The sequence below is a fragment of the Streptomyces ureilyticus genome, from assembly GCF_011045025.1.
In the GTDB taxonomy this organism is placed as follows: Bacteria; Actinomycetota; Actinomycetes; order Streptomycetales; family Streptomycetaceae; genus Streptomyces; species Streptomyces ureilyticus.
Window position 1 is genome coordinate 15,442 of record NZ_JAAKZX010000101.1, and the last position, 17,621, is coordinate 33,062.

Below are 17,621 nucleotides of genomic sequence, written 5' to 3' on the forward strand. Positions count from 1 at the left end.
TCGCCTCCCGGTCTCAAGGGGTGTCGGTCGGCTCAGAGCCGCACGGGTGCGGAGCCGTTCGTGCTGCTCTTCCCCGCGTCGGGTGCCGCGGGCAGATGGGCGCTCGGCAGCCGGACGGGCTGCGAAGACGACGAGGGCGGGCCGTTGACCACCCGTACCCCCGTTTCCTTGATCGACTCTCCCGTCGCGGACTGCCAGAGGTCGATGATGCGGTTCATCTTGTCGCGCACCGTCGGCTCCGGGGAGCCGCTGCGGAACAGCAGCTCGGCATCGCTGGGCTCGTTGAACCGGCCGGCTTCGATGAACATCATCACCGGCGAGACCAGGTCGGCGAGTTCGAACAGCTCACGGGCCCGGCGCGGTGGTGTGATGCCCACCCGTTGCGCGATCCGGGCGAGCCTGTCCGCGGCGTTTCCAGCGGCCCCCGCGCCGGCCTGCAGGTCCTCCACCACCTCGTTCTCGGTCTCGAGCAGCAGGTGGAACCAGCTCATGGTGACGACGTGGCCGAACTCCTCACGAGCGAGCATCCCGGCCCGCCGACGCATCCCCATCATCTCCGAGAGCGTCTGGCACAGGTAGCCGATGTACGAGGCGTCGGTGGGGTTGGCGCCGACCGAGTTGCTGTCGTTCACGTACGCGAGCCAGACCTGGCGCAGCAGTTCGATCCACACCTCGCCGAACCGGAGGTTGGCGGCCGCTCCGACATCGGTCTTCCACGGCTGACCCGGGATCCCGTACGGCTTGTGCGGCAGGTCCATCGCGAACATCCGCCAGTAGGCGTTACGACGGTTGACGAGCGGGTCCGGTCGTAGCGCGCTGGTGGTGCCGGTGATGGAGAACAGCGGGGGATCGCGGAAGAACAGCTCTTCGGTGGCCCGGATCCAGCTGTAGGTCGTGTCGCGGGCGGCTTCGAGCGTCTCGCCCACCACATAGCGGCGGACGACCTCCCGGAGGATCTCCGCGACACCGGTGCTCTCGACCAGGAAGGCGTAGATCAGATGGTCCCACGGCAGGGCGGCGCCGGGGTCGATGCCCGCGGCGGGCGGATCGGAGAACTCACCGGGGACCGTGATTCCGGAACGCAGGTCGGCCAGCAGTCCGCCGCCCACTTCGCCGGGCAGTTGGAGGCGGGCCACGACTTCCGGGGTGACACCCGTCGGGGAGGTCTCGAAACCGGGCCAGTCGGCCTGGCCGCCCTGCGCCCACGCCTCTTCCAGCCAGCGGCTGAGCTGGAGCGGATGGATCCTGTAGAACTCGTTGGTGTCGAATCCCGAGTCGGCCAGCAGGCGCGCGAGGGTGCGGAACATGGTGATCTCCTCAAGTGGTGCGCCGGGACGGGGGCTTGGCGATCTTCGGGACACCCGTCAGGATGCGACGCCCATGCTCGTCGAACACCCGCAGCCGTACGACGTGGTCGACGACGATGTCTTGGTGGCGGAGGTTTTGCTGGTCGCCGGGATACTTGGTGGCCTCGGACACATTCACTAGCCAGACCTTGTTGATCCTTTTTTCCTTACGGCTGTGGCTGTAGCCGCCGATGGTGACCGCCTTGTCCGGGAGCGGCGCGCCGAGTGTCAGGAGCCCGTCCGACAGCACCGGGCGCACGATCCGGCCGGGCGAGTCCGAGGTGCCGCGCCCGAGTCCGGCCAGCAGGTCCCGGAAGTCGCGCTCGACATTGAGTTGCCCGGGACTGAACGCCTGCGGGTCACGTGTCTGGGAGCCGTTGCGCAGGAACGTCGTCAGTGCCGTGATCGCGTTGACGATGTCGGGCGACAAGGCCCCGGGAGGCAGCGCCGGTGCGCTAGGCGGAGGTGCCGGGCCTGGGGCCGGTGCCGGGGCCGGAGTCGGGACCGGGACCGGAGTCGGGACCGGAGCCGGTGTCGTGGCCGGTGCCGGTGTCGGTGTCGTGGCCGGAGTCGAAGCGGGAGCCAGTGCCGGGACCGGGGCCGGTGCCGGGGCCGTGGCCGGTGCCGGGGCCGTGGCCGGAGTCGAAGCGGGAGCCAGTGCCGGGACCGGGACCGGAGCCGGGACCGGGACCGGAGCCGGGACCGGGACCGGAGCCGGGACCGGAGCCGGGACCGGGACCGGAGCCGGGACCGGAGCCGGTGTCGGGACCGGAGCCGGGACCGGAGCCGGTGTCGGGACCGGAGCCGGTGTCGGGACTGGTGCTTTGGGAACCGAGGTCTTGCGTGCACGGGCCTTGCGCGGCGGGGCCTTGCCAGGCGGAGATGCCGGGTCCGATTTCGGGCCTGGTCCTGGGGCCGCTGTCGGGTCCGGTGCCAGGCCCGGGGTCAGGTCCGGTTGGTCCGGGCCCGGCGGCGGCGTCGGGCTTTGCGTCATGGCTGTCTCCCTGGTCAGGCTGCGGCGGTCGCATGGTCCGCGCCGAGGCGGCGCAGCCATGTCTCGAGGTCGCGGTCGGCGTGGTCATCGGGACGCTGCGACCGGAGTACGGTCCAAGCCAGAATCCGCATGGGTTCGAGCCGTTGCAGATAGCTCGAGGTGTACAGCGCCGCTCCGGCCCCGTCGGCGAGTCGGCGCAGCTCGGCGGGGGCCACCCGGCGCGGGTCGGCCAGCGCCGAGAGCGGCCGGCCGCCGAAGGCCCGCATCGGCCGCTCGGTGCACACCCGGACGATCTCCGGGAGCAGAGGCAGCGTCGCCCGTGCGACGAGCGCGGACTCCGGCGGCGCGGCATGCACGGGATGGCGGTAAAGCCAGATGCGCACGAGGTCGTCCCACGCCCCGGCGCCGTACCAGTACCGGCAGAGCGCGGCGTTGAACGCGACCCGCAGCAGGCCCATGGGGTGCGGATCGCCCAGCGGCATCCGGTACACGGCGGCAGTGGTGCCGTCCACGACGTCGGCCAGCGCCGGCACGGGCGCGTAACCGGTCAGGACGAAGGCGACAACGTCGGCGGCCACCTCGCTCGCCCAGCCACGCCAGGCCTCCGCGGCGACCGGCGACGTGGGCACGAGCACCTCGTGCAGGGCGGTGGCAAGTTCGTCGGTCCAGTGGGTCAGGTGCGCGACCTGGTGGCCTCCTTCGTGGAACAGTGAAGTGGGCCGCAACAGGTTATGCCGGGTGATCTTGATGGCGGCAGCAGGGGAGATCGATGCATCCCACAGCCGTATCCCGGCGCGCAGGATCGATGCTCCGAGGCCCTTGTCGAGATAGACCAGCACCGGAGGAACCGGGATGCCGAGCGGCCCGAGGATACGGTCCATGGCATCGACGGCCAGCAGGTCCAGGCCACGCAGGAGCTCCGCCAGGCGTGGATTGGTGCGCGTGGCGACAGCGTCACCGAAGAAGTCGAGCACCGTCTCGGCACGGACATAGGACTGGCGCAGCGACAGCACCCCGTCGCGGAGCCGTGCCAGATCGTCCTGCGCCGTCGTGCCGGGCAGCTGTGCCGCGAGCTGGTCGGCGCGGGTGGCCACCGTCCGGGCGGACCTGATCAGCCCGGCCCGGACGCTGGTGCCGAGGTAGGACTCGAGACCTGCCCAGGCCTGTGGCGCGGCGACCATGTCGAGGTCGGTCAGTTCGTGGGCGGCCCGGCGCCAGTGCCGTAGCTCCGCCGCGAGTTGGGCGGCGAGGAGGTCATCTCCGGGCTCAGCCACCGGAGCGCCAGCCGGGAGTTACTGTCACGGTCGGCTCGGGAGGGGTGCCCTGCAGGCTCTCCCGTGTGACGCCCTCGAAGTCCAGCTTGATCGTGAGGCCTTGGGCCGGGTCGCGGACCGCTTCGGTGAGCTGTGCCGTCTGTCCCTGCAGCATCGCGGAGAGCCCTGTGTCGACGGCCGTAGCCAGCTGCTCCGCGGCCGCCTTCGCGGCTGCGGCGTCCGGCAGCAGAGACCGCTTCACCAGTTGGCCGGTAAGCCGGGACACAAGAGAACTCTTGTGCACCTGCTGCACCTTGCGCAGCGCGCCGGGAAGGTCCGGGCCCTCGGCCCTGGTCAGCAGGTCCAGCATCTCCTGGGCCTGTCGTTCACTCAGCCGCAGGGCGACCCTCAGCCGCGGCGGGGTGGCGGCGGAGTCGATGTGCACGCCGACCCGTGCGCGTGGCCCGGCGGCCCGACCTGCCATGCGGCCTGCCGCACGCCCCTTGGGCCGCAGCCGGACGAACCGGCGGCCGGGAGCGGCGCCCGGGCGGGCCGCCCCGCCGCGTCCCGGCACGGACCGGCCCAGGCCCGGCTCGCCGAGCAGCAGCCCGGCGATCTCCGGTGTGAGGGGTGTCATCTCCTCGGCGATGCCTTCCGCCTCTCCGGCGACGCCACGGAGGGTGTCGTCGTGGCGGAGGTGCCCGAGGTGGCCTCCGGGGAGCAGTTCGTAGAGGTGTGCCTCGGCGGTGGTGGGCCAGTGCCGTACGCCGCGGTCGAGCAGGTGCGACTCCAGGGTCCCGCCGTCGGACCACGGCACCGCCCGTGCCACCTGCCTGCTGACCTGGATCTCGAGCGGCCGTGTGTACTTGAGGAAGCGATAGCGCGGGGCAGCCGACCTCGGCATCAGCACCCACACCCCGCTCTCGTGCTCCGACTCCCGCTCGGGCAGGTCGGCGCGCAGCAGCCTGCCGGGGAGGTGGACGGCGGCGGCTTCGGCGAAGAACTGCTGCACGGCGGCGTCGAGCAACAACCGGTCGTCGTGCACCGCGGCGGGCAGCGCGAGCGCCCGCCGCGCCGTCGTCTCCACCGTGGCGGCCAGCGCCTCCCCGGCAACGTCGGTCTCGGCCTCTGGCGGGACTTCGAGGCCGATGAGCTTCATGCCGACGTCGACGATCGGGCGGGCAATCTGTTTGGCGGGGCCGGGTCCGACCATGGTGCGCAGCAGATCAGCGATGCGCTCGGCAATGAAGTCGACCACCCGCTGCCGACCAATGATCTTGAGGCCGAGCTTGATCAACGGCAGTGCCGCCATCACGACGGGCAGGAACTGCTGGATCTCCGGCTTCGGGTAGGAGCCCGCGGGGAGTTCGGTGAGCCGTCGGCCCAGTTCGCGGCGGGCCACGTCGAGTTCACCGATCGGGTCGGGCGTGTCGGCCTCGGCGTCTGCTGCCGCCTCCGCGAGCACGCCGTCCGCCGCGATCTCGTCGGGGGCCAGCAGCAGACCGACCACATTGCGGTCGAACTCGCCGGCCAGTTGGGAGGCGGCCGACGGCTCCGTGTCACTGGTACCGGTCACGCCGGCGGCGGCGTCGGCCGCACCCACACCACCGGCGACGCCCAGCTTCTTCGCGATCTGTTCCGCGATGGGCCGCACGGCTGCGGGCAGGCGGTTCATCGCCGACTTGATCACACGCGCGAGCAGCGGCCGGACGAGACCGCCGAGCTTCTTGAGCAATATCCCGATCGGCAGGATCTTCGAGACCGCGCTGATCCCCTTCTTCGCGATCTTGACGACGCCCTTCACCAGGCTGCCCGCCTTCTTCAGCAGACCTCCCAGGAACTGCTCGAACACGACCTCGCGGGACCCGACCGGCTCCAGAGCCGGGGCCAGCGACTCCAGCAGGGCGTCAAGGTCGCGCGCCGGCATGGCGGTGAGATTCTCGTGCTCCAGGCGGGCGGTGATGCCGTCGAGCAGCCGATCGGACTGCTCGGCCAGCGATTCGGCCCAGCTCTGCAACCCGGCCTGGGAGCCCTCCCCGGCCGACCACGCCGTCTCACCCTGCAGGTGCGCTGCGGCGGCATCATCCACGAGCTGAGCCACGGCGTCTTCGAACTCGTCGTCGGCAAGCTCGCCGAGGAACTCGGTAAGCACGTCATCGCCCGCTTCAGGTTCCTCGGTGTGCAGTCCCGAGCCGAACGGCGAGTCGATCACCACCCCGGTCGCCGGCTGTGGACGTTCGCCCTCGCCGACAGGGTCCGCCGACAGGCCGGCGAAACCCGCGAACGGGGACTGCAGTTCGGGTGCGGTCGGGCTCGTGGCCAACACGTCCATCGCCCTGCCTCCTTGCCCTCCGATGCGGAGGTGGACAACAGCGTGCAGGACGTCCGTAGCGTGCCGAGTCAACCGGTCGTCTCCGGATCCGTAGGATCCTCCGTCAATTCTCCGAGAACGGCGGCGAGGACGGCACAGGCCTCCTCCACCGAGCCTGCCGCGATACGCCGCACGGGCACAGGCGAACCCGGCTCGGCCCCCACGAGCAGTGCGGCGACCACCTTGCCGTCGTGCAGCCAAGCCCGTACGACAACGACGCGCCATGGCTGGGATTCCATGACCGCGAGTATCCGGACGGTCCGTCTCGCTTCCATCAACGTGTAGACGCTTACGATGGATTGACGCTCCCTCACACGGTGCGAGGATAGGGTCCGCGAACTACGCGGAGGAGATGCACATGCCGCACTCTCCCTGGCCCAATTCCGCAACCTGCTCTGCTCCCATGCTGGTTCACCTCCTCAACGGCTTCCGGCTCAACATCGGGCAACACGAAGTCGAGCTACCGGCCCACGCCCAGCGGGTGGTGGCGTTCCTGGCACTGTCGCGCCCGTCCGGCATGACGCAGCACCGCACGGCGTTGGCCGAGCAACTCTGGTGCGACGGCCCGCGCCCACGCGCCCAGGCGAGCCTGCGCACGGCGATCTGGCGGATTCGACAGGCAGACGACCGCCTCGTGCACGCCGACCGCGCTCACGTCTACCTCGACGCACTCGTCGAAGTAGACGTCGAGCGCAGCCTGAGCCAAGCCGGACGTCTGCTCAACGAGGACAGCGACCTCGAACCGGACGACACGGCGACCACAGGCCTCGTCGCAGACCTCCTGCCGGGTTGGGAGGAGGACTGGCTGATCGTGGAACGGGAACGCATCCGCCAGGTCCGGATTCACGCCCTCGTGGCGCTGTCACACCGGCTGCGCCGGCTTGGTCGTTTCGTGCCGGCCCTCAACGCCGCCTACACGGCGATCACCGCGGAACCCCTACAGGAATCAGCCCGTGCCGCGTTGGTCGAAATCCACCTGGCTGAAGGCAATGTCGTGGAGGCCCGCAGACAAGTCGAGCAGTACGTACGGCTCCTCTGGGACGAGATGCAACTGACCCCCTCCAACGCACTGATGGGCCGGGTGCCTTGGCCAGCGGGCGGGCCCATAGTCGCGAAGCAGCTGGATGGCGTGCCGTTGGACCAGGTCCGGTTCCGCATGTCCCACGTAGATGAACCGGCCAGTCGTACCAGCAGCGCTGTCCACGCGGACCGAGTTCAGCCGCCTCAGCGGCCTTAAGAGTGCCACGACGTCGTCCCCGGATCTATCCAGAGAGTTGGGGCGGCGGCCAGGTCTTCCTGTTGATGCCGAGAATCATGACCCACGTCTCATGACGCCCCGAACCCAACCGCTTGAGAAATAGCGATCGCCTCCGCAGCCCGTGGATGATGAGATCTTCAGGATCGTTGATCAACATGACTGGCGTGCGTTACGCATCCCTGTCTTTCCGTCTGGGGACTCAGGGCGTAGGTACCCACGAACGGTGAAGAGCTCCGGGTCTGGTGGAGGTGGTCTGCCCGGGTCTGATGGAGTCGGGTAGCTGGAGAATTGACCGGTCCGGCAGCCCACCCTTCAGCGACACCGTCAATCAACTCACCACAGAGCCCATCGGGTTGACAGGCCGACTGCCCAACCCTCGCGCCATGGCGACTTATGTTGTAGAAAGCTCGCTTCTGCGTGACTTACTCAACCCCCTCCGGGACTAGACTAGTTTCTCCATCTCGTCCCAACGGGGGTGGGATCATGACGAGTTATCCATCCGGTAGCTCAGATCCCCGACTCACCTTCACGCATCCTCCACACCTGAGCGGCTCCACTCTCCACCTGACCGGTGTCCGGTCGATCCTGGGCCGGGATCCCGGCTGCGACATCCGCCTCGACGACCCGTACGTCAGCGGCACACATGCCGCACTGAGCCGCTCAGGCCGATACGTGGTGCTGGAGGACCTCGGCTCCGCCAACGGCACCCAGGTGAACAACGAGCCTTTGCAATCCCCTTGGACGCTGCAGAACGGTGACGTCCTCACTGTGGGCAACGTGAGCATCCGGTACGACGACCCGGACGGCACCCCCCAGAGGGGCCGGGCCGGCGAGGGCACCGCGCTGATGCCGGTGGTAAACCGTGTGCCGGTGGTGAACCGCGCTCCTCGGTTCGATGTAGGGCAGCAGCACGGCGCGCACATCAACAACGTCGGCGGACATCAGTACATCGACCAAAGACGGGAGAGCTTCCTCCAGCAGATCGCCGCGGCCCGCACCAGAGCCAAGAGACTCATTCTGCTCGGCTTGGCAATCTTCACGAGTGGCTTTGCCTACTTCGCTTGGGGAATCCTGCGCTTCATGGGCCGAATCGGCGAGCCCATACCCGATGATCCCGACAAGTGGCCCACTCCAGAGGACGTTCTGGGAACCCAGATCAACGGCATACCTGTATTCCTTTTCGGCTGGGCGGCCGCACTCCTCGGTATTTTCCTGATGGTCATCGGGCTGGTGATGCACATCGTCACCGCATCCCGTCGACGTTCGTACGAAGTGGCGGCGTCGCGCCGTTACTGACGCATGTGAGAGGACCTCCGGTGACCTTCAACATCGGGAACCAACAAGGCGGCAGCATCAACAACGTCACGGGTGACCAGACCATCCACGGCGGCCAGCAAGGACACCTCACCGCCGCGGCGGACCCCCGGGCCCTGCTCGGCACGTTGTGCGCCGAACTCGAGCGGGTGAGCCTCCCGCCCGACATCGCCCGGCAGGTAAACGGCGAGGTCGCATACCTGAACGCCGAGCTCGGCTCCCCAGCGCCCGACCGTCCCACCGTGGCCCAGCGCCTGGTCAGGATCACCAGCCTGCTGGCCTCAGCGGGCGCGGTGGTCACCGCCGGCGGGGCTCTGGCCGGGGTGCTGTCGTCGTTCGCGGCCTGGCTGGGCCCGATCGGCGACTCGGTCCTCCACGCCATCGCACGGTAACGACCGAATCCAGGCCCGAGAGCCGGATCACCGACCAGCCAGTGGGTCACCCGCCCTCACCGCGTCCAGGTGGAGGAACTCCAAGGGTGGGTCGCCGAGTTGACCGATCGACTTGAGGACGAACGGGAGACACTCTCGCAGCTGGTGATCACGCAGGAGACAGTGAGCGTGGTGCAGGCCCCTCGCCCGCGCGGGCCGCCCCGGCCGCAAGGCGTTCGTCTCCGGCAGCAAGGCGTTCGTCTCCGGCAGCAAGAAGCAGAACACCATCAAGACCACCACCTTCAGCGACGCACAAGACCGCACCCTGTTCAGCGGAGTGGTCCGGCCCGGCCGGATGCACGACCAGACGGCCGTTCGTACCGAGGGCATCGCTCAACAGTTCCGCTGGCACCCGAAGGCCAAGGCGGAGGTCGACAAGGGCTACCGGGGCCTGGCCAACGCGTTCCCCGCCCAGGTCAGCGCCCCGCCGAAGAAACCCAAAGACGACGCGCCGCCGGGCGAGCACGTGCATGGCGTGAGCAACAACGCCACCGGTCCTCCCGGCGGTTCTGCGTGGGGCACACCAACGCCGAATCCGCTTGGTCCTCAACCTCGAACGCTGCCGTTACGGCTCGCACGCACCAGCGCCACCAACTGCCTCGACCGGTCCGCGCCGATCCGCAGTTCCCTACGTAGCGACTCGGCCGAGACCGGGCGTTGGTGCAGCTCCCTGTGCCGGGCGTCCACGCGCCGGGCCCGCTCCAGCAGCGGATCGTCCCGAGCGCGATCACGGCCGACACCGCCCTCGGTATCGTCCCCACCACCAGACTCCGTCTGCGCCTGACCCGCCGGCCGGTGCGCCAACAACTCCACCGACAGCAGCAGCGCGACCGGCGGCCACCCGGCCACCAGCACCGGCTTCCAGGCCAGCACCGGCGCGGCCGCGATATTCGCCGCCAAAAGACACCACGATCCCCAGCACAACAGCCAGCCACACGACGTACCGTGCCCGACGGCCACCACCCCCGGAGGGCTTCAGCAGACCGACCGTCGCCAGCAGCAACAAACCATCCACCGACAGCGGCCACAACGACGCGCTCACCTCATCCGCGCCACCCTGCAGAGCGAAATCCCGCTGATGGACGTACGAGGCATACGCCGCAACCCGCGCGACCACCAACGCACAGCCACACCGCAGCCACGCATCAAGATCAGGCGACTCGCCCCTCGCCGCCCGGCGCGGACCTTCGCCCGGGACCGACCCCACGTCGGAGTCGCCCATCACACCGACCCATCCCAGGCCGCAGGACGAAACCGCCCCTCCACCACCAGCCGCCCAACAAGAACCCGCTGGTGTGCCCTGCAACTATCTGCATGTGGCCCCGCCGGGGGCACCAGATCACATCAACGTGTTTTCGCAGGTCAGGGCCGACATGGGCCCTGCCTGCGGGACTTCCTCTGGTGCACAGCAAGTCAGCCGCGGAGGAGGATCACCTCTCGTCTGCAGCATGCCCGCACATGGCATTGCCGCAGGTGAGGGGCGGGCCTCAGCGATCTTGGGACGCCATTGGCGACGTGCGCAGATTCGAACCATACGGGGTAGCTGGCAGCAAGCACTTCCGTCACGCTCTGCCATACGAGCTGATCAGGGAGTTCGCTCCTTCTTGACGGCTTCGTGCGCGTCGTCGCGACCGCGTCTATGCGCCGCCCCCTCGGTCCGCCAGCCAGGCCAGCACCCTCGCCATCGCCTGCAGCTGCCGCTCTTGCAGCGCTGCGAAATCCGCACCGTCTGCGACAGCGACTTCGCAGCGGACGGCGCGAGCCTCGCTCTCCGGGGTCCGGTGTGGCGCGTCGTTCGTGACGGCGAAGGGAAGGACCATCCCGCACAAGGCATCGCCGGTATGGCCGTCGTAGCGAACCTTCAGGTGCAGGGCGTCGAAGAGCGGCCGGGACAGCTCGTCCGGCAGACGCGACAGCTGGGCTGCTGTCACCGGAACCTGACTGAGTGGTACGCGCACTCCTTCCCGGTACCGCTCGTGTTCGCCTGCCTCGTTGTTCATCTCGGTGATGAGCTGCTGTTGAAGGTCCATCTGCTGCGCCCGCAGCTCGGTATGTCGTGCCGCGATCTCGTGGAGGAGGCCCGGGTCGGGCCGCTCCAGCTGTTCCAGGTTCCGGACCAGGCGTCGGCTCCTGGCCGTGCAGTCCGCGACGGCCGTGCGCAGTGCCGACTGCCGCTGGTGCCGCGCCCGCTGCTGCTCCGCATCGACCCCTTCCCCGTCACCGCGACCGGTGTCATGGGTGAATCCCCGCCGATCCCGCTGGTGTGGCCCATGATCACGGACGTGCCGTGCGCCCCTATCGGGCCTTTCTCGGTCAGGCGGCAGCCCCGCGCTGCTCTACGCCACTCCGCAAACCAACCGCGTCTGACACGGTCCGAGGTGGTGCGGGCGCAGCTGGTGCGGGGCGCCGGACAAGCCGCGCGTATCGGTTGTTCTGCCGATGTGGCGGCAGGGCCCGTCGACTTAATGTCACCCGCACGCCCCGCATCGTGCCGCATCACAAGGAGGGGCATCCACCCATCTCGGAGGTCCTGCAATGGTCAAGCCGCCCCTTTCCGCCCCCGCTTCACGCAGACAGTTCCTGGCCTGGTCCGGCGGGGCGATGGCGGCCACCGCCCTGGCCGCCACAGGCTGTGCGGGCCCGCAGGAAACAACAGCCGCCTCGGCAAAGGACGACAGCGGCTCTCCGACGGCCGTCCAAAACCTCGCCAAGATCGGCTTCGACTACCCGTACACCCAACTCCCGCTCTACGCCAGCCTCGTCAAGCTCTCCACGGCGGCCGCCCAAAAGCACGACATCTCTCTGGCGACGACGAACGACGCGAGCAATCCCGACGCCCAGGCCACCAATCTCAATGCCTGGATCGCCCAGCAAGTGCCTGCGATCGTGTCGTTCCCGATGATCTTCGAGGCCACCGAGAAGATCGCCCGGCAGGCGCTGGACGCAGGGCTGATCTGGGTCACCTACGGCGGCTCGCTGGAGAACCAGAGCGCGGACATCCAGTTCAGCTTCCTGGAGGGCGGCACGCTCCTGGGCGAGGCGGCGGCGAAATGGGCCGAGGAGGAGCTCGGCGGGAAGGGGAAGATCGCGTTCCTGACCGACAGCACCATCCAGTTGGGCCGCGAGCGTACCAAGGGCATGATCGACGCCTTCACCAAGCTCGCGCCCGGCGTCGACGTGGTCGCCGAAGAGCAGGCCATCGATCCGGACACGGCTCTGTCGAAGTCCAACGCGATCCTGGCAAAGCACCCCGATCTCAACATCATTCTGGGGGTGACGGACTCGGGCGCGTACGGCGGCTTCAAAGCGCTCCAGCAGGCGGGACGAAAGAAGGACGACGCCAAGACCTTTGTCGGCGGCCAGGACGGCTCCACGCCCTCCCTTCTCGCGATCAAGGAGGGCACCTTCTACCGGGCCTCCGCGGCCCTCGCGCTGAAGGACATCGCCTCCGCCGTCGTCGACGTACCGCGCGCGGTCGCCGCCGGGAAGCCGAATCCGAGCGTGAATGTGCCGATCACCCTGCTCCGGCGGAGCGACGGCGCGAAGATCGACGCGCTGCTCGCCCAGAGCGCGTAGGCCCTTCCCATGACGGTGGCGAATCTGCGGATCCGAGGGCTGAGCAAGTCCTTCGGCGGTGCCAAGGCCCTCGACAACGTGGACCTGACCGTGCCGGCGGGTCAGGTCCACGCCCTGCTCGGCCACAACGGTGCGGGCAAGTCCACCCTGATCAAGTGTCTCGGCGGCGCGTTCGCGCCGGACGCGGGCATGATCGAGGTGGGCGGCACCTCCTACGCGCGGCTGAACCCGCGCGAGTCCATCGCGGCGGGTGTGGCGATCATTTTCCAGACGCTGAGCGTCGTCGACTCGCTCACGGTCGCCGAGAACATATTCCTCGGCCAGGAGCGGATCCGGTACGGCGCGGTCAACCGCCGCGCTCAGGAGACGCTCGCCGCTGGGCTGCTGGAACGGGTCGCCGCCGGCTGCGCGCCCCGCGACCGGGTCGGTGGCCTACCGATGGGCCAGCGGCAGTTGGTGGAGATCGCGAAGGCTCTCAGCCGCAACGCCTCGGTCCTCGTCCTGGACGAACCCACCGCCGCGCTGTCCGGCGCCGAGAGCGACGCCTTGGCGGCCCGTGTGGAGGACCTGCGCACCCAAGGGTTGGCGATCGTCTACGTCACGCATCTGCTGTCGGAGGTGGAACGGCTCGCGGACGCGGTGACCGTGCTGCGCGACGGGCGGGTCGACTACCACTCGACGGCGTCGGGACACAGCCGCAGGCAACTGGTCACCACGATCATGGGGCGGGCAAGCGGCAGTCCGCCGCCCCGGCCCGGCCGCGCAGGAGCGACCGAGCGGGGCCACGGCCCGTCCGACGACAGCGCCGGTCCACAAAGCCGTCCCGAGGCGAGCGGCGGGTCCGGGGCCCTCGACGCCCGGTCCGGACCCCGGAACTCCGAAGTCACTCCGCCCGCAGGGTCGTCGGCGCCGGGACGTCCAGCTGTTCCGAGCCGGTCGGTGCCGGACGGCCCGTCCTCGGTCCCCCACCGGGACCCGGCCTCAGTCGTGGATGACAAGGCCCCGGACCCGGCGGCGGCCACGGCCGGTCACCCCGGCCTGACGGTGGAGGGGCTGGCCGGGGCCGGGTTCGGGCCGGTGGGGTTCGACGTCGCCGAAGGCGAGATCGTCGGGATGTACGGACTCATCGGGTCCGGTCGTACGCGCATCCTCGAGACCCTGTTCGGCAGACGACACAAGTCGGCCGGGAGTGTGCGGCTCGGGGGCAGGGCCGTCGCACCTGCTCGGCCCGCCGAGGCACTGGCCGCCGGGATCGCCCTGGTGCCCGCGGACCGACGTGCCCAGGGACTGTTCGCGACACTCACCGCGCAGGACAACGTGCTGCTTCCGGGCCTACGTTCCCTCGCGCGGGGAGTTCTGCGGTCCGTCAGGGCCGAGCGGCGGACCTTCGACGCGGTGGCTGCGGCTGTCAGTCTGCGTCCGGCGCGGCCCAAGCTGCCCGCGGCGGCCTACTCCGGGGGCAATCAGCAAAAACTCGTCCTCGGACGCTGGGTCAACGAGCGCAGCAGGACCAATGTCCTGCTGCTCGACGAGCCGACCCAGGGCGTGGACGTCGGGGCCCGCCAGGAGATCTACCGAGTGGTGGCCGGACTCGCTGCCGAGAAGCGGACCGCGGTGCTCTTCGCCTCCAGCGATCCCGAGGAGGTCGTGGCGCTCGCCCACCGCTGTCTGATTGTGGCCCGCGGACGGGTGATCGGTGAGCTGGCGGGTGCCCAACTCACCGAAGAGGCCCTGCTGTCGGCCGTCCACGACACCCCCGCAGAAGGAGCAGCATGAGCACCACAACAGCCGACACGGCCCCGAGAACACCGCAGAGCCCGCGCGTGCTCGGGACGAGGGGTCTGACAACCGTTCAGCGCCATCCGCTGACCATCGTGCTCGCCCTGATGGTGCTGGTCTTCCAGCTGTCCACAGGCAGTTTCCTCGACGCAGCGAATCTGCGGGGGATCGCCACCGACGCGGCCACCACAGCCATCGTCGCCGTGCCACTGGCCCTGCTGGTCATCAGCGGCTACCTCGATCTGTCGGTCGGTTCGACGCTCGCCCTCGGCGGGCTGGCGGCCGGCTGGCTCGCGGGGACGCAAGGGCAGTCTCCCGCAGTGGCCGTGCTCGGTGGGCTGGCAGTCGGCGCGGCGGTCGGTGCCGTGAACGGGATCCTGTGCTGCTATCTCGGGCTGTCGGCGTTCATCGTGACGCTGGGCATGCTCACCGCCGTACGGGGGCTGGCGCAGCAGCTGTTTCCGCTGCCGCTGAGTGACTTCGGAACGGGTTTCGCCTGGCTGGGAGGTGCCCGGATCGCCGGGGTCGCCGCGCCTGTCGTCATCGCCGCGCTCGTAGTTGTGACAGGGGCGATGTTCCTGGCTTTGACGCCGGGCGGGCGGCATGTGTTCGCTATCGGGGTCAACCGGGAGGCCGCCTATCTCTCCGGTATAAACACTCGTCGCATCCCGTTCCTCCTGTTTGTGATCACCGGAGCCGCGGCGGCGCTGACCGGGGCCATCAGGGCGTCGGTGCTCGACAGTGCTGTCTCCGGGACCTCGGGTGCCGGGTTCGAACTGACGGTGCTCACCGCCGTGCTGCTCGGCGGGGTGGCCCTCAGCGGGGGCTCCGGCTCGGTCTTCGGCGTGTTGCTCGGCGTGCTGTTCCTGGGCGCTCTGCAGAACGGGCTCACGCTGCTGGGTGTGCCGACGTTCTGGCAGCTGATGGCCCAGGGAGTGGCGCTGGTGGCGGGCGCGGCACTCGCCTACTTCGGTCCTCGGAGGACCCGGTGACGGCCGCCGTCGTGAGCGACCGCAGGACTCATGGGCCCGGCCGAGGCAGAACTTCCGGCCTCGGCCCGCCCGTTCCTGACCGGCAACGCACCGCTCCCCACTGTCAGTGACCGCTCCGGCCGTGACTTGGTGGCCACCCGCCCCGGCGGGCGGCCCTGGGGGCCTGGCGCCGGTATTCGGGGTCTGCCAGGTCGCGCGCACAGCGCTCCAGCCGCTGGGTTCGGATCCAGCCGGCGACCGACGCACACGCCATGGACCAGCTCGGCAGCGACGGGGTCACGTTCAAGACCAACGCGCACGGCATGTACCTCGGGAACCCGCTCCTGGGACGCCTGCTCGAAGAGCTGAACCGCAGGTGCACGCCCGTCTTCGTCCACCCCACGTCCCCGCCCGACCAGAAGCAGGTCGCGCTCGACCGCCCCCGGCCCATGCTGGAGTTCATCTTCGACTCCACGGGCGCGGTGGCGTGTGCTGCTGGGGGGGGGGACCGCCGATCCGGCTCGGGGCTGCGGGTCCCCATCTCCGGTGAACAGGCCATAAAGGCATCCCACACTCTGTGGGGCGGAGGCCACCAAGAGCGGGGCTGCCCGGCGAGTCGTGAGCCAGGCCATCGGCCGGTCCAAGGCGAAGGCAGCTTGTCAGCGCGGTGCGAACTCAGGTCGCGGAGACGTGACGGCGTCGTTCGCGTCCATGCATTCCCTGGTGACTACCCGTGCACCCACCGGCACGCACCGACCGGTGGATCGGGCGAGGGTCGAGGAAAGCCCCGTACCCGATTCCGGAGCGGGTGCCGGATCGCCCAGGAGAGTACTGATGGACCATCGTTACGAACAGCTCTACATCGGCGGGGAGTGGGTACGGCCCTCCAGCAGCCGTCTCATCACCGCTGTCAACCCGAGCACGGAGGACGCTCTCGGCAGCGTGCCCGAAGGGTTGGAGGCGGACGTCGACCGCGCGGTCGACGCCGCGCGCCGGGCCTGCGACGAGCCCGGAGGATGGGCGAGTTGGGAACCGGAGCGCCGCGCCGACGTCATGGAGCGCTTCGCCGCGCAACTCGAAGCGCGGGCGGACCGTATCGCGACGCTGGTCAGCAGCCAGAACGGTCTGCCGATCAGCATGGCCCGGCAGCTGGAGGTCGGCTATCCGACCGCGGTGCTGCGCTATTACGCCGGGCTGGCCCGCACGACAGCCTTCACCGAGGTACGGGCCGGGCTGCTCGGTGGCTCGGTGGAGGTGCGCAGGGTTCCGGTCGGGGTCGTGGCGGCGATCGTGCCGTGGAATTACCCGCAGGTGCTGTCCATGTTCAAGATCGCACCGGCGATGGCCGCCGGGTGCACGGTGGTCCTCAAGCCCTCCCCGGAGGCCATGCTCGATTCGTTCCTCGTGGCCGAGGCGGCCGAGGCGGCCGGTGTCCCGGCTGGAGTGCTGAATGTCGTGCCGGGCGGCCGCGAGGCCGGTGCTCATCTCGTGTCCCACCCCGGGGTGGACAAGGTGGCGTTCACCGGTTCCACGGCGGCCGGCCGGGCCATCGCCGAGACCTGTGGCCGGCTGCTGCGCCCGGTGACCCTGGAACTCGGGGGCAAGTCGGCGGGCATCGTCCTGGACGACGCCGTACTGGACCCGGCGAGGATCGGGCAGGACCTGGTCGCCGCCACGCTGACGAACAACGGCCAGACATGCTTCCTCAGCACCCGCATCCTGGCCCCCCGCAGCCGCTACACCGAGGTCGTCGACCTGGTCACCCACCTGGTCCGCACCCTGCCCGTGGGGGACGCACTGGACGAGCGCACCCTCATCGGTCCGATGGCCACCCCGCAGCAACGGGACCGCGTCGAGGGCTACATCGCGAAGGGGCGCAGCGAAGGCGCCCGCCTCACCACCGGCGGTGGACGCCCCGCCGACCTGGACAAGGGCTGGTTCGTGGAGCCCACGGTCTTCGCCGACGTCGACAACGGCTTCGTCGTCGCGCAGGAGGAGATCTTCGGGCCCGTGCTCTGCGTGATCCCGTACGACGACGTCGAAGACGCCGTCCATATCGCCAATGACTCCGACTACGGCCTCGGCGGCACCGTCTGGACCTCGGACCCCGAGCGGGGAGCGGCCGTCGCCCGGCGCGTGCGGACCGGCACCATCGGTGTGAACCGCTACCTTCCCGACCCCGTCGCTCCCTTCGGCGGCGTCAAGGCGAGCGGGCTGGGCAGTGAACTCGGGCCCGAGGGCCTGGAGTCGTACCTGCAGATCCAGTCGGTCTACTGCTGAGCACGGCGAGCGCAGAGAGAGGGGCCCCGACCGCTATGGCTGTCTCTT

Annotated in this window: 15 protein-coding genes and 2 pseudogenes; 8 read left to right on the top strand and 9 right to left on the bottom strand. The window is 69.5% G+C overall.

Features of this window, described 5'->3' with window-relative positions; genetic code table 11:
- Positions 1-32 precede the first annotated feature (32 nt).
- The 6 genes from G6048_RS27570 to G6048_RS27595 form a co-directional block, all read right to left on the bottom strand.
- The gene (locus tag G6048_RS27570) at positions 33-1,307 is read right to left on the bottom strand and encodes a hypothetical protein (RefSeq protein ID WP_165342289.1); all 1,275 of its coding nucleotides are present in this window, start codon (positions 1,305-1,307) and stop codon (positions 33-35) included.
- A gap of 10 nt (positions 1,308-1,317) precedes the next feature.
- Positions 1,318-1,776 (bottom strand): hypothetical protein, encoded by a 459-nt coding sequence (locus G6048_RS27575; RefSeq protein WP_165342279.1) that lies wholly within the window; start codon positions 1,774-1,776, stop codon positions 1,318-1,320.
- 25 nt (positions 1,777-1,801) lie between these two features.
- Complete coding sequence (locus tag G6048_RS48800; RefSeq protein ID WP_206342207.1) at positions 1,802-2,374, bottom strand: hypothetical protein; 573 nt, start codon at positions 2,372-2,374, stop codon at positions 1,802-1,804.
- Complete coding sequence (locus tag G6048_RS27585; protein ID WP_165342290.1) at positions 2,355-3,614, bottom strand: hypothetical protein; 1,260 nt, start codon at positions 3,612-3,614, stop codon at positions 2,355-2,357. Before G6048_RS27585 ends, G6048_RS48800 begins: the two co-directional genes overlap by 20 nt.
- Positions 3,607-5,925, bottom strand: coding sequence for a hypothetical protein (locus tag G6048_RS27590; protein ID WP_165342291.1), 2,319 nt, complete (start codon positions 5,923-5,925; stop codon positions 3,607-3,609). Before G6048_RS27590 ends, G6048_RS27585 begins: the two co-directional genes overlap by 8 nt.
- Before the next feature lie 68 nt (positions 5,926-5,993).
- A complete protein-coding gene (locus G6048_RS27595) occupies positions 5,994-6,203 on the bottom strand; it encodes a hypothetical protein (protein WP_165342292.1) in 210 nt (69 codons plus the stop codon).
- 164 nt (positions 6,204-6,367) lie between these two features.
- On the opposite strand from G6048_RS27595, the gene G6048_RS27600 reads away from it, so the two are divergent.
- The 4 genes and pseudogenes from G6048_RS27600 to G6048_RS49970 form a co-directional block, all read left to right on the top strand.
- The gene (locus G6048_RS27600) at positions 6,368-7,201 is read left to right on the top strand and encodes an AfsR/SARP family transcriptional regulator (RefSeq protein ID WP_165342293.1); all 834 of its coding nucleotides are present in this window, start codon (positions 6,368-6,370) and stop codon (positions 7,199-7,201) included.
- Between the two features lie 504 nt (positions 7,202-7,705).
- Positions 7,706-8,518: an FHA domain-containing protein gene (locus G6048_RS27605; protein WP_165342294.1), complete on the top strand. Its 813-nt coding sequence runs from the start codon at positions 7,706-7,708 to the stop codon at positions 8,516-8,518.
- A gap of 20 nt (positions 8,519-8,538) precedes the next feature.
- Positions 8,539-8,928 (top strand): hypothetical protein, encoded by a 390-nt coding sequence (locus G6048_RS27610; protein WP_165342295.1) that lies wholly within the window; start codon positions 8,539-8,541, stop codon positions 8,926-8,928.
- Positions 8,929-9,193: 265 nt separating this feature from the next.
- A pseudogene (locus G6048_RS49970) lies at positions 9,194-9,343 on the top strand (transposase family protein); the annotation flags it as partial.
- 170 nt (positions 9,344-9,513) lie between these two features.
- Here G6048_RS49970 and G6048_RS49975 read toward each other — a convergent pair.
- The 3 genes and pseudogenes from G6048_RS49975 to G6048_RS27625 all read right to left on the bottom strand — a co-directional run bounded on the left by G6048_RS49975 (position 9,514) and on the right by G6048_RS27625 (position 10,997).
- Positions 9,514-9,867 carry a hypothetical protein gene (locus G6048_RS49975; RefSeq protein WP_235990387.1) on the bottom strand — a complete coding sequence of 118 codons (354 nt, stop codon included), beginning with the start codon at positions 9,865-9,867 and terminating at the stop codon, positions 9,514-9,516.
- A 67-nt stretch (positions 9,868-9,934) separates the two neighbouring features.
- Positions 9,935-10,189: pseudogene (locus G6048_RS49980) on the bottom strand (DUF2637 domain-containing protein); the annotation flags it as partial.
- Positions 10,190-10,604: 415 nt separating this feature from the next.
- Complete coding sequence (locus tag G6048_RS27625; RefSeq protein ID WP_165342296.1) at positions 10,605-10,997, bottom strand: hypothetical protein; 393 nt, start codon at positions 10,995-10,997, stop codon at positions 10,605-10,607.
- 505 nt (positions 10,998-11,502) lie between these two features.
- Here G6048_RS27625 and G6048_RS27630 point away from each other — a divergent pair.
- The 4 genes from G6048_RS27630 (at position 11,503) to G6048_RS27645 (ending at position 17,573) form a co-directional block, all read left to right on the top strand.
- Positions 11,503-12,543, top strand: coding sequence for a sugar ABC transporter substrate-binding protein (locus G6048_RS27630; protein WP_165342297.1), 1,041 nt, complete (start codon positions 11,503-11,505; stop codon positions 12,541-12,543).
- A 9-nt stretch (positions 12,544-12,552) separates the two neighbouring features.
- Entirely contained in the window at positions 12,553-14,319 is a 1,767-nt protein-coding gene (locus tag G6048_RS49985; protein ID WP_235990384.1) for a sugar ABC transporter ATP-binding protein, read from the top strand.
- Positions 14,316-15,314 (top strand): ABC transporter permease, encoded by a 999-nt coding sequence (locus tag G6048_RS27640; RefSeq protein WP_165342298.1) that lies wholly within the window; start codon positions 14,316-14,318, stop codon positions 15,312-15,314. Before G6048_RS49985 ends, G6048_RS27640 begins: the two co-directional genes overlap by 4 nt.
- 813 nt (positions 15,315-16,127) lie before the next feature.
- The gene (locus G6048_RS27645; protein ID WP_165342299.1) at positions 16,128-17,573 is read left to right on the top strand and encodes an aldehyde dehydrogenase; all 1,446 of its coding nucleotides are present in this window, start codon (positions 16,128-16,130) and stop codon (positions 17,571-17,573) included.
- Positions 17,574-17,621: the final 48 nt, after the last annotated feature.

Excerpts from the sequence above, each read along its gene's own strand:
- G6048_RS27590 (WP_165342291.1), bottom strand. The coding sequence starts at position 5,925 with ATGGACGTGTTGGCCACGAGCCCGACCGCACCCGAACTGCAGTCCCCG.
- G6048_RS27570 (WP_165342289.1), bottom strand. The coding sequence starts at position 1,307 with ATGTTCCGCACCCTCGCGCGCCTGCTGGCCGACTCGGGATTCGACACC.
- G6048_RS27605 (WP_165342294.1), top strand. The coding sequence starts at position 7,706 with ATGACGAGTTATCCATCCGGTAGCTCAGATCCCCGACTCACCTTCACG.
- G6048_RS27595 (WP_165342292.1), bottom strand. The coding sequence starts at position 6,203 with ATGGAATCCCAGCCATGGCGCGTCGTTGTCGTACGGGCTTGGCTGCAC.
- G6048_RS27625 (WP_165342296.1), bottom strand. The coding sequence starts at position 10,997 with ATGGACCTTCAACAGCAGCTCATCACCGAGATGAACAACGAGGCAGGC.
- G6048_RS48800 (WP_206342207.1), bottom strand. The coding sequence starts at position 2,374 with ATGCGACCGCCGCAGCCTGACCAGGGAGACAGCCATGACGCAAAGCCC.
- G6048_RS27645 (WP_165342299.1), top strand. The coding sequence starts at position 16,128 with ATGGACCATCGTTACGAACAGCTCTACATCGGCGGGGAGTGGGTACGG.
- G6048_RS49985 (WP_235990384.1), top strand. The coding sequence starts at position 12,553 with ATGACGGTGGCGAATCTGCGGATCCGAGGGCTGAGCAAGTCCTTCGGC.
- G6048_RS27630 (WP_165342297.1), top strand. The coding sequence starts at position 11,503 with ATGGTCAAGCCGCCCCTTTCCGCCCCCGCTTCACGCAGACAGTTCCTG.
- G6048_RS27640 (WP_165342298.1), top strand. The coding sequence starts at position 14,316 with ATGAGCACCACAACAGCCGACACGGCCCCGAGAACACCGCAGAGCCCG.
- G6048_RS27600 (WP_165342293.1), top strand. The coding sequence starts at position 6,368 with ATGCTGGTTCACCTCCTCAACGGCTTCCGGCTCAACATCGGGCAACAC.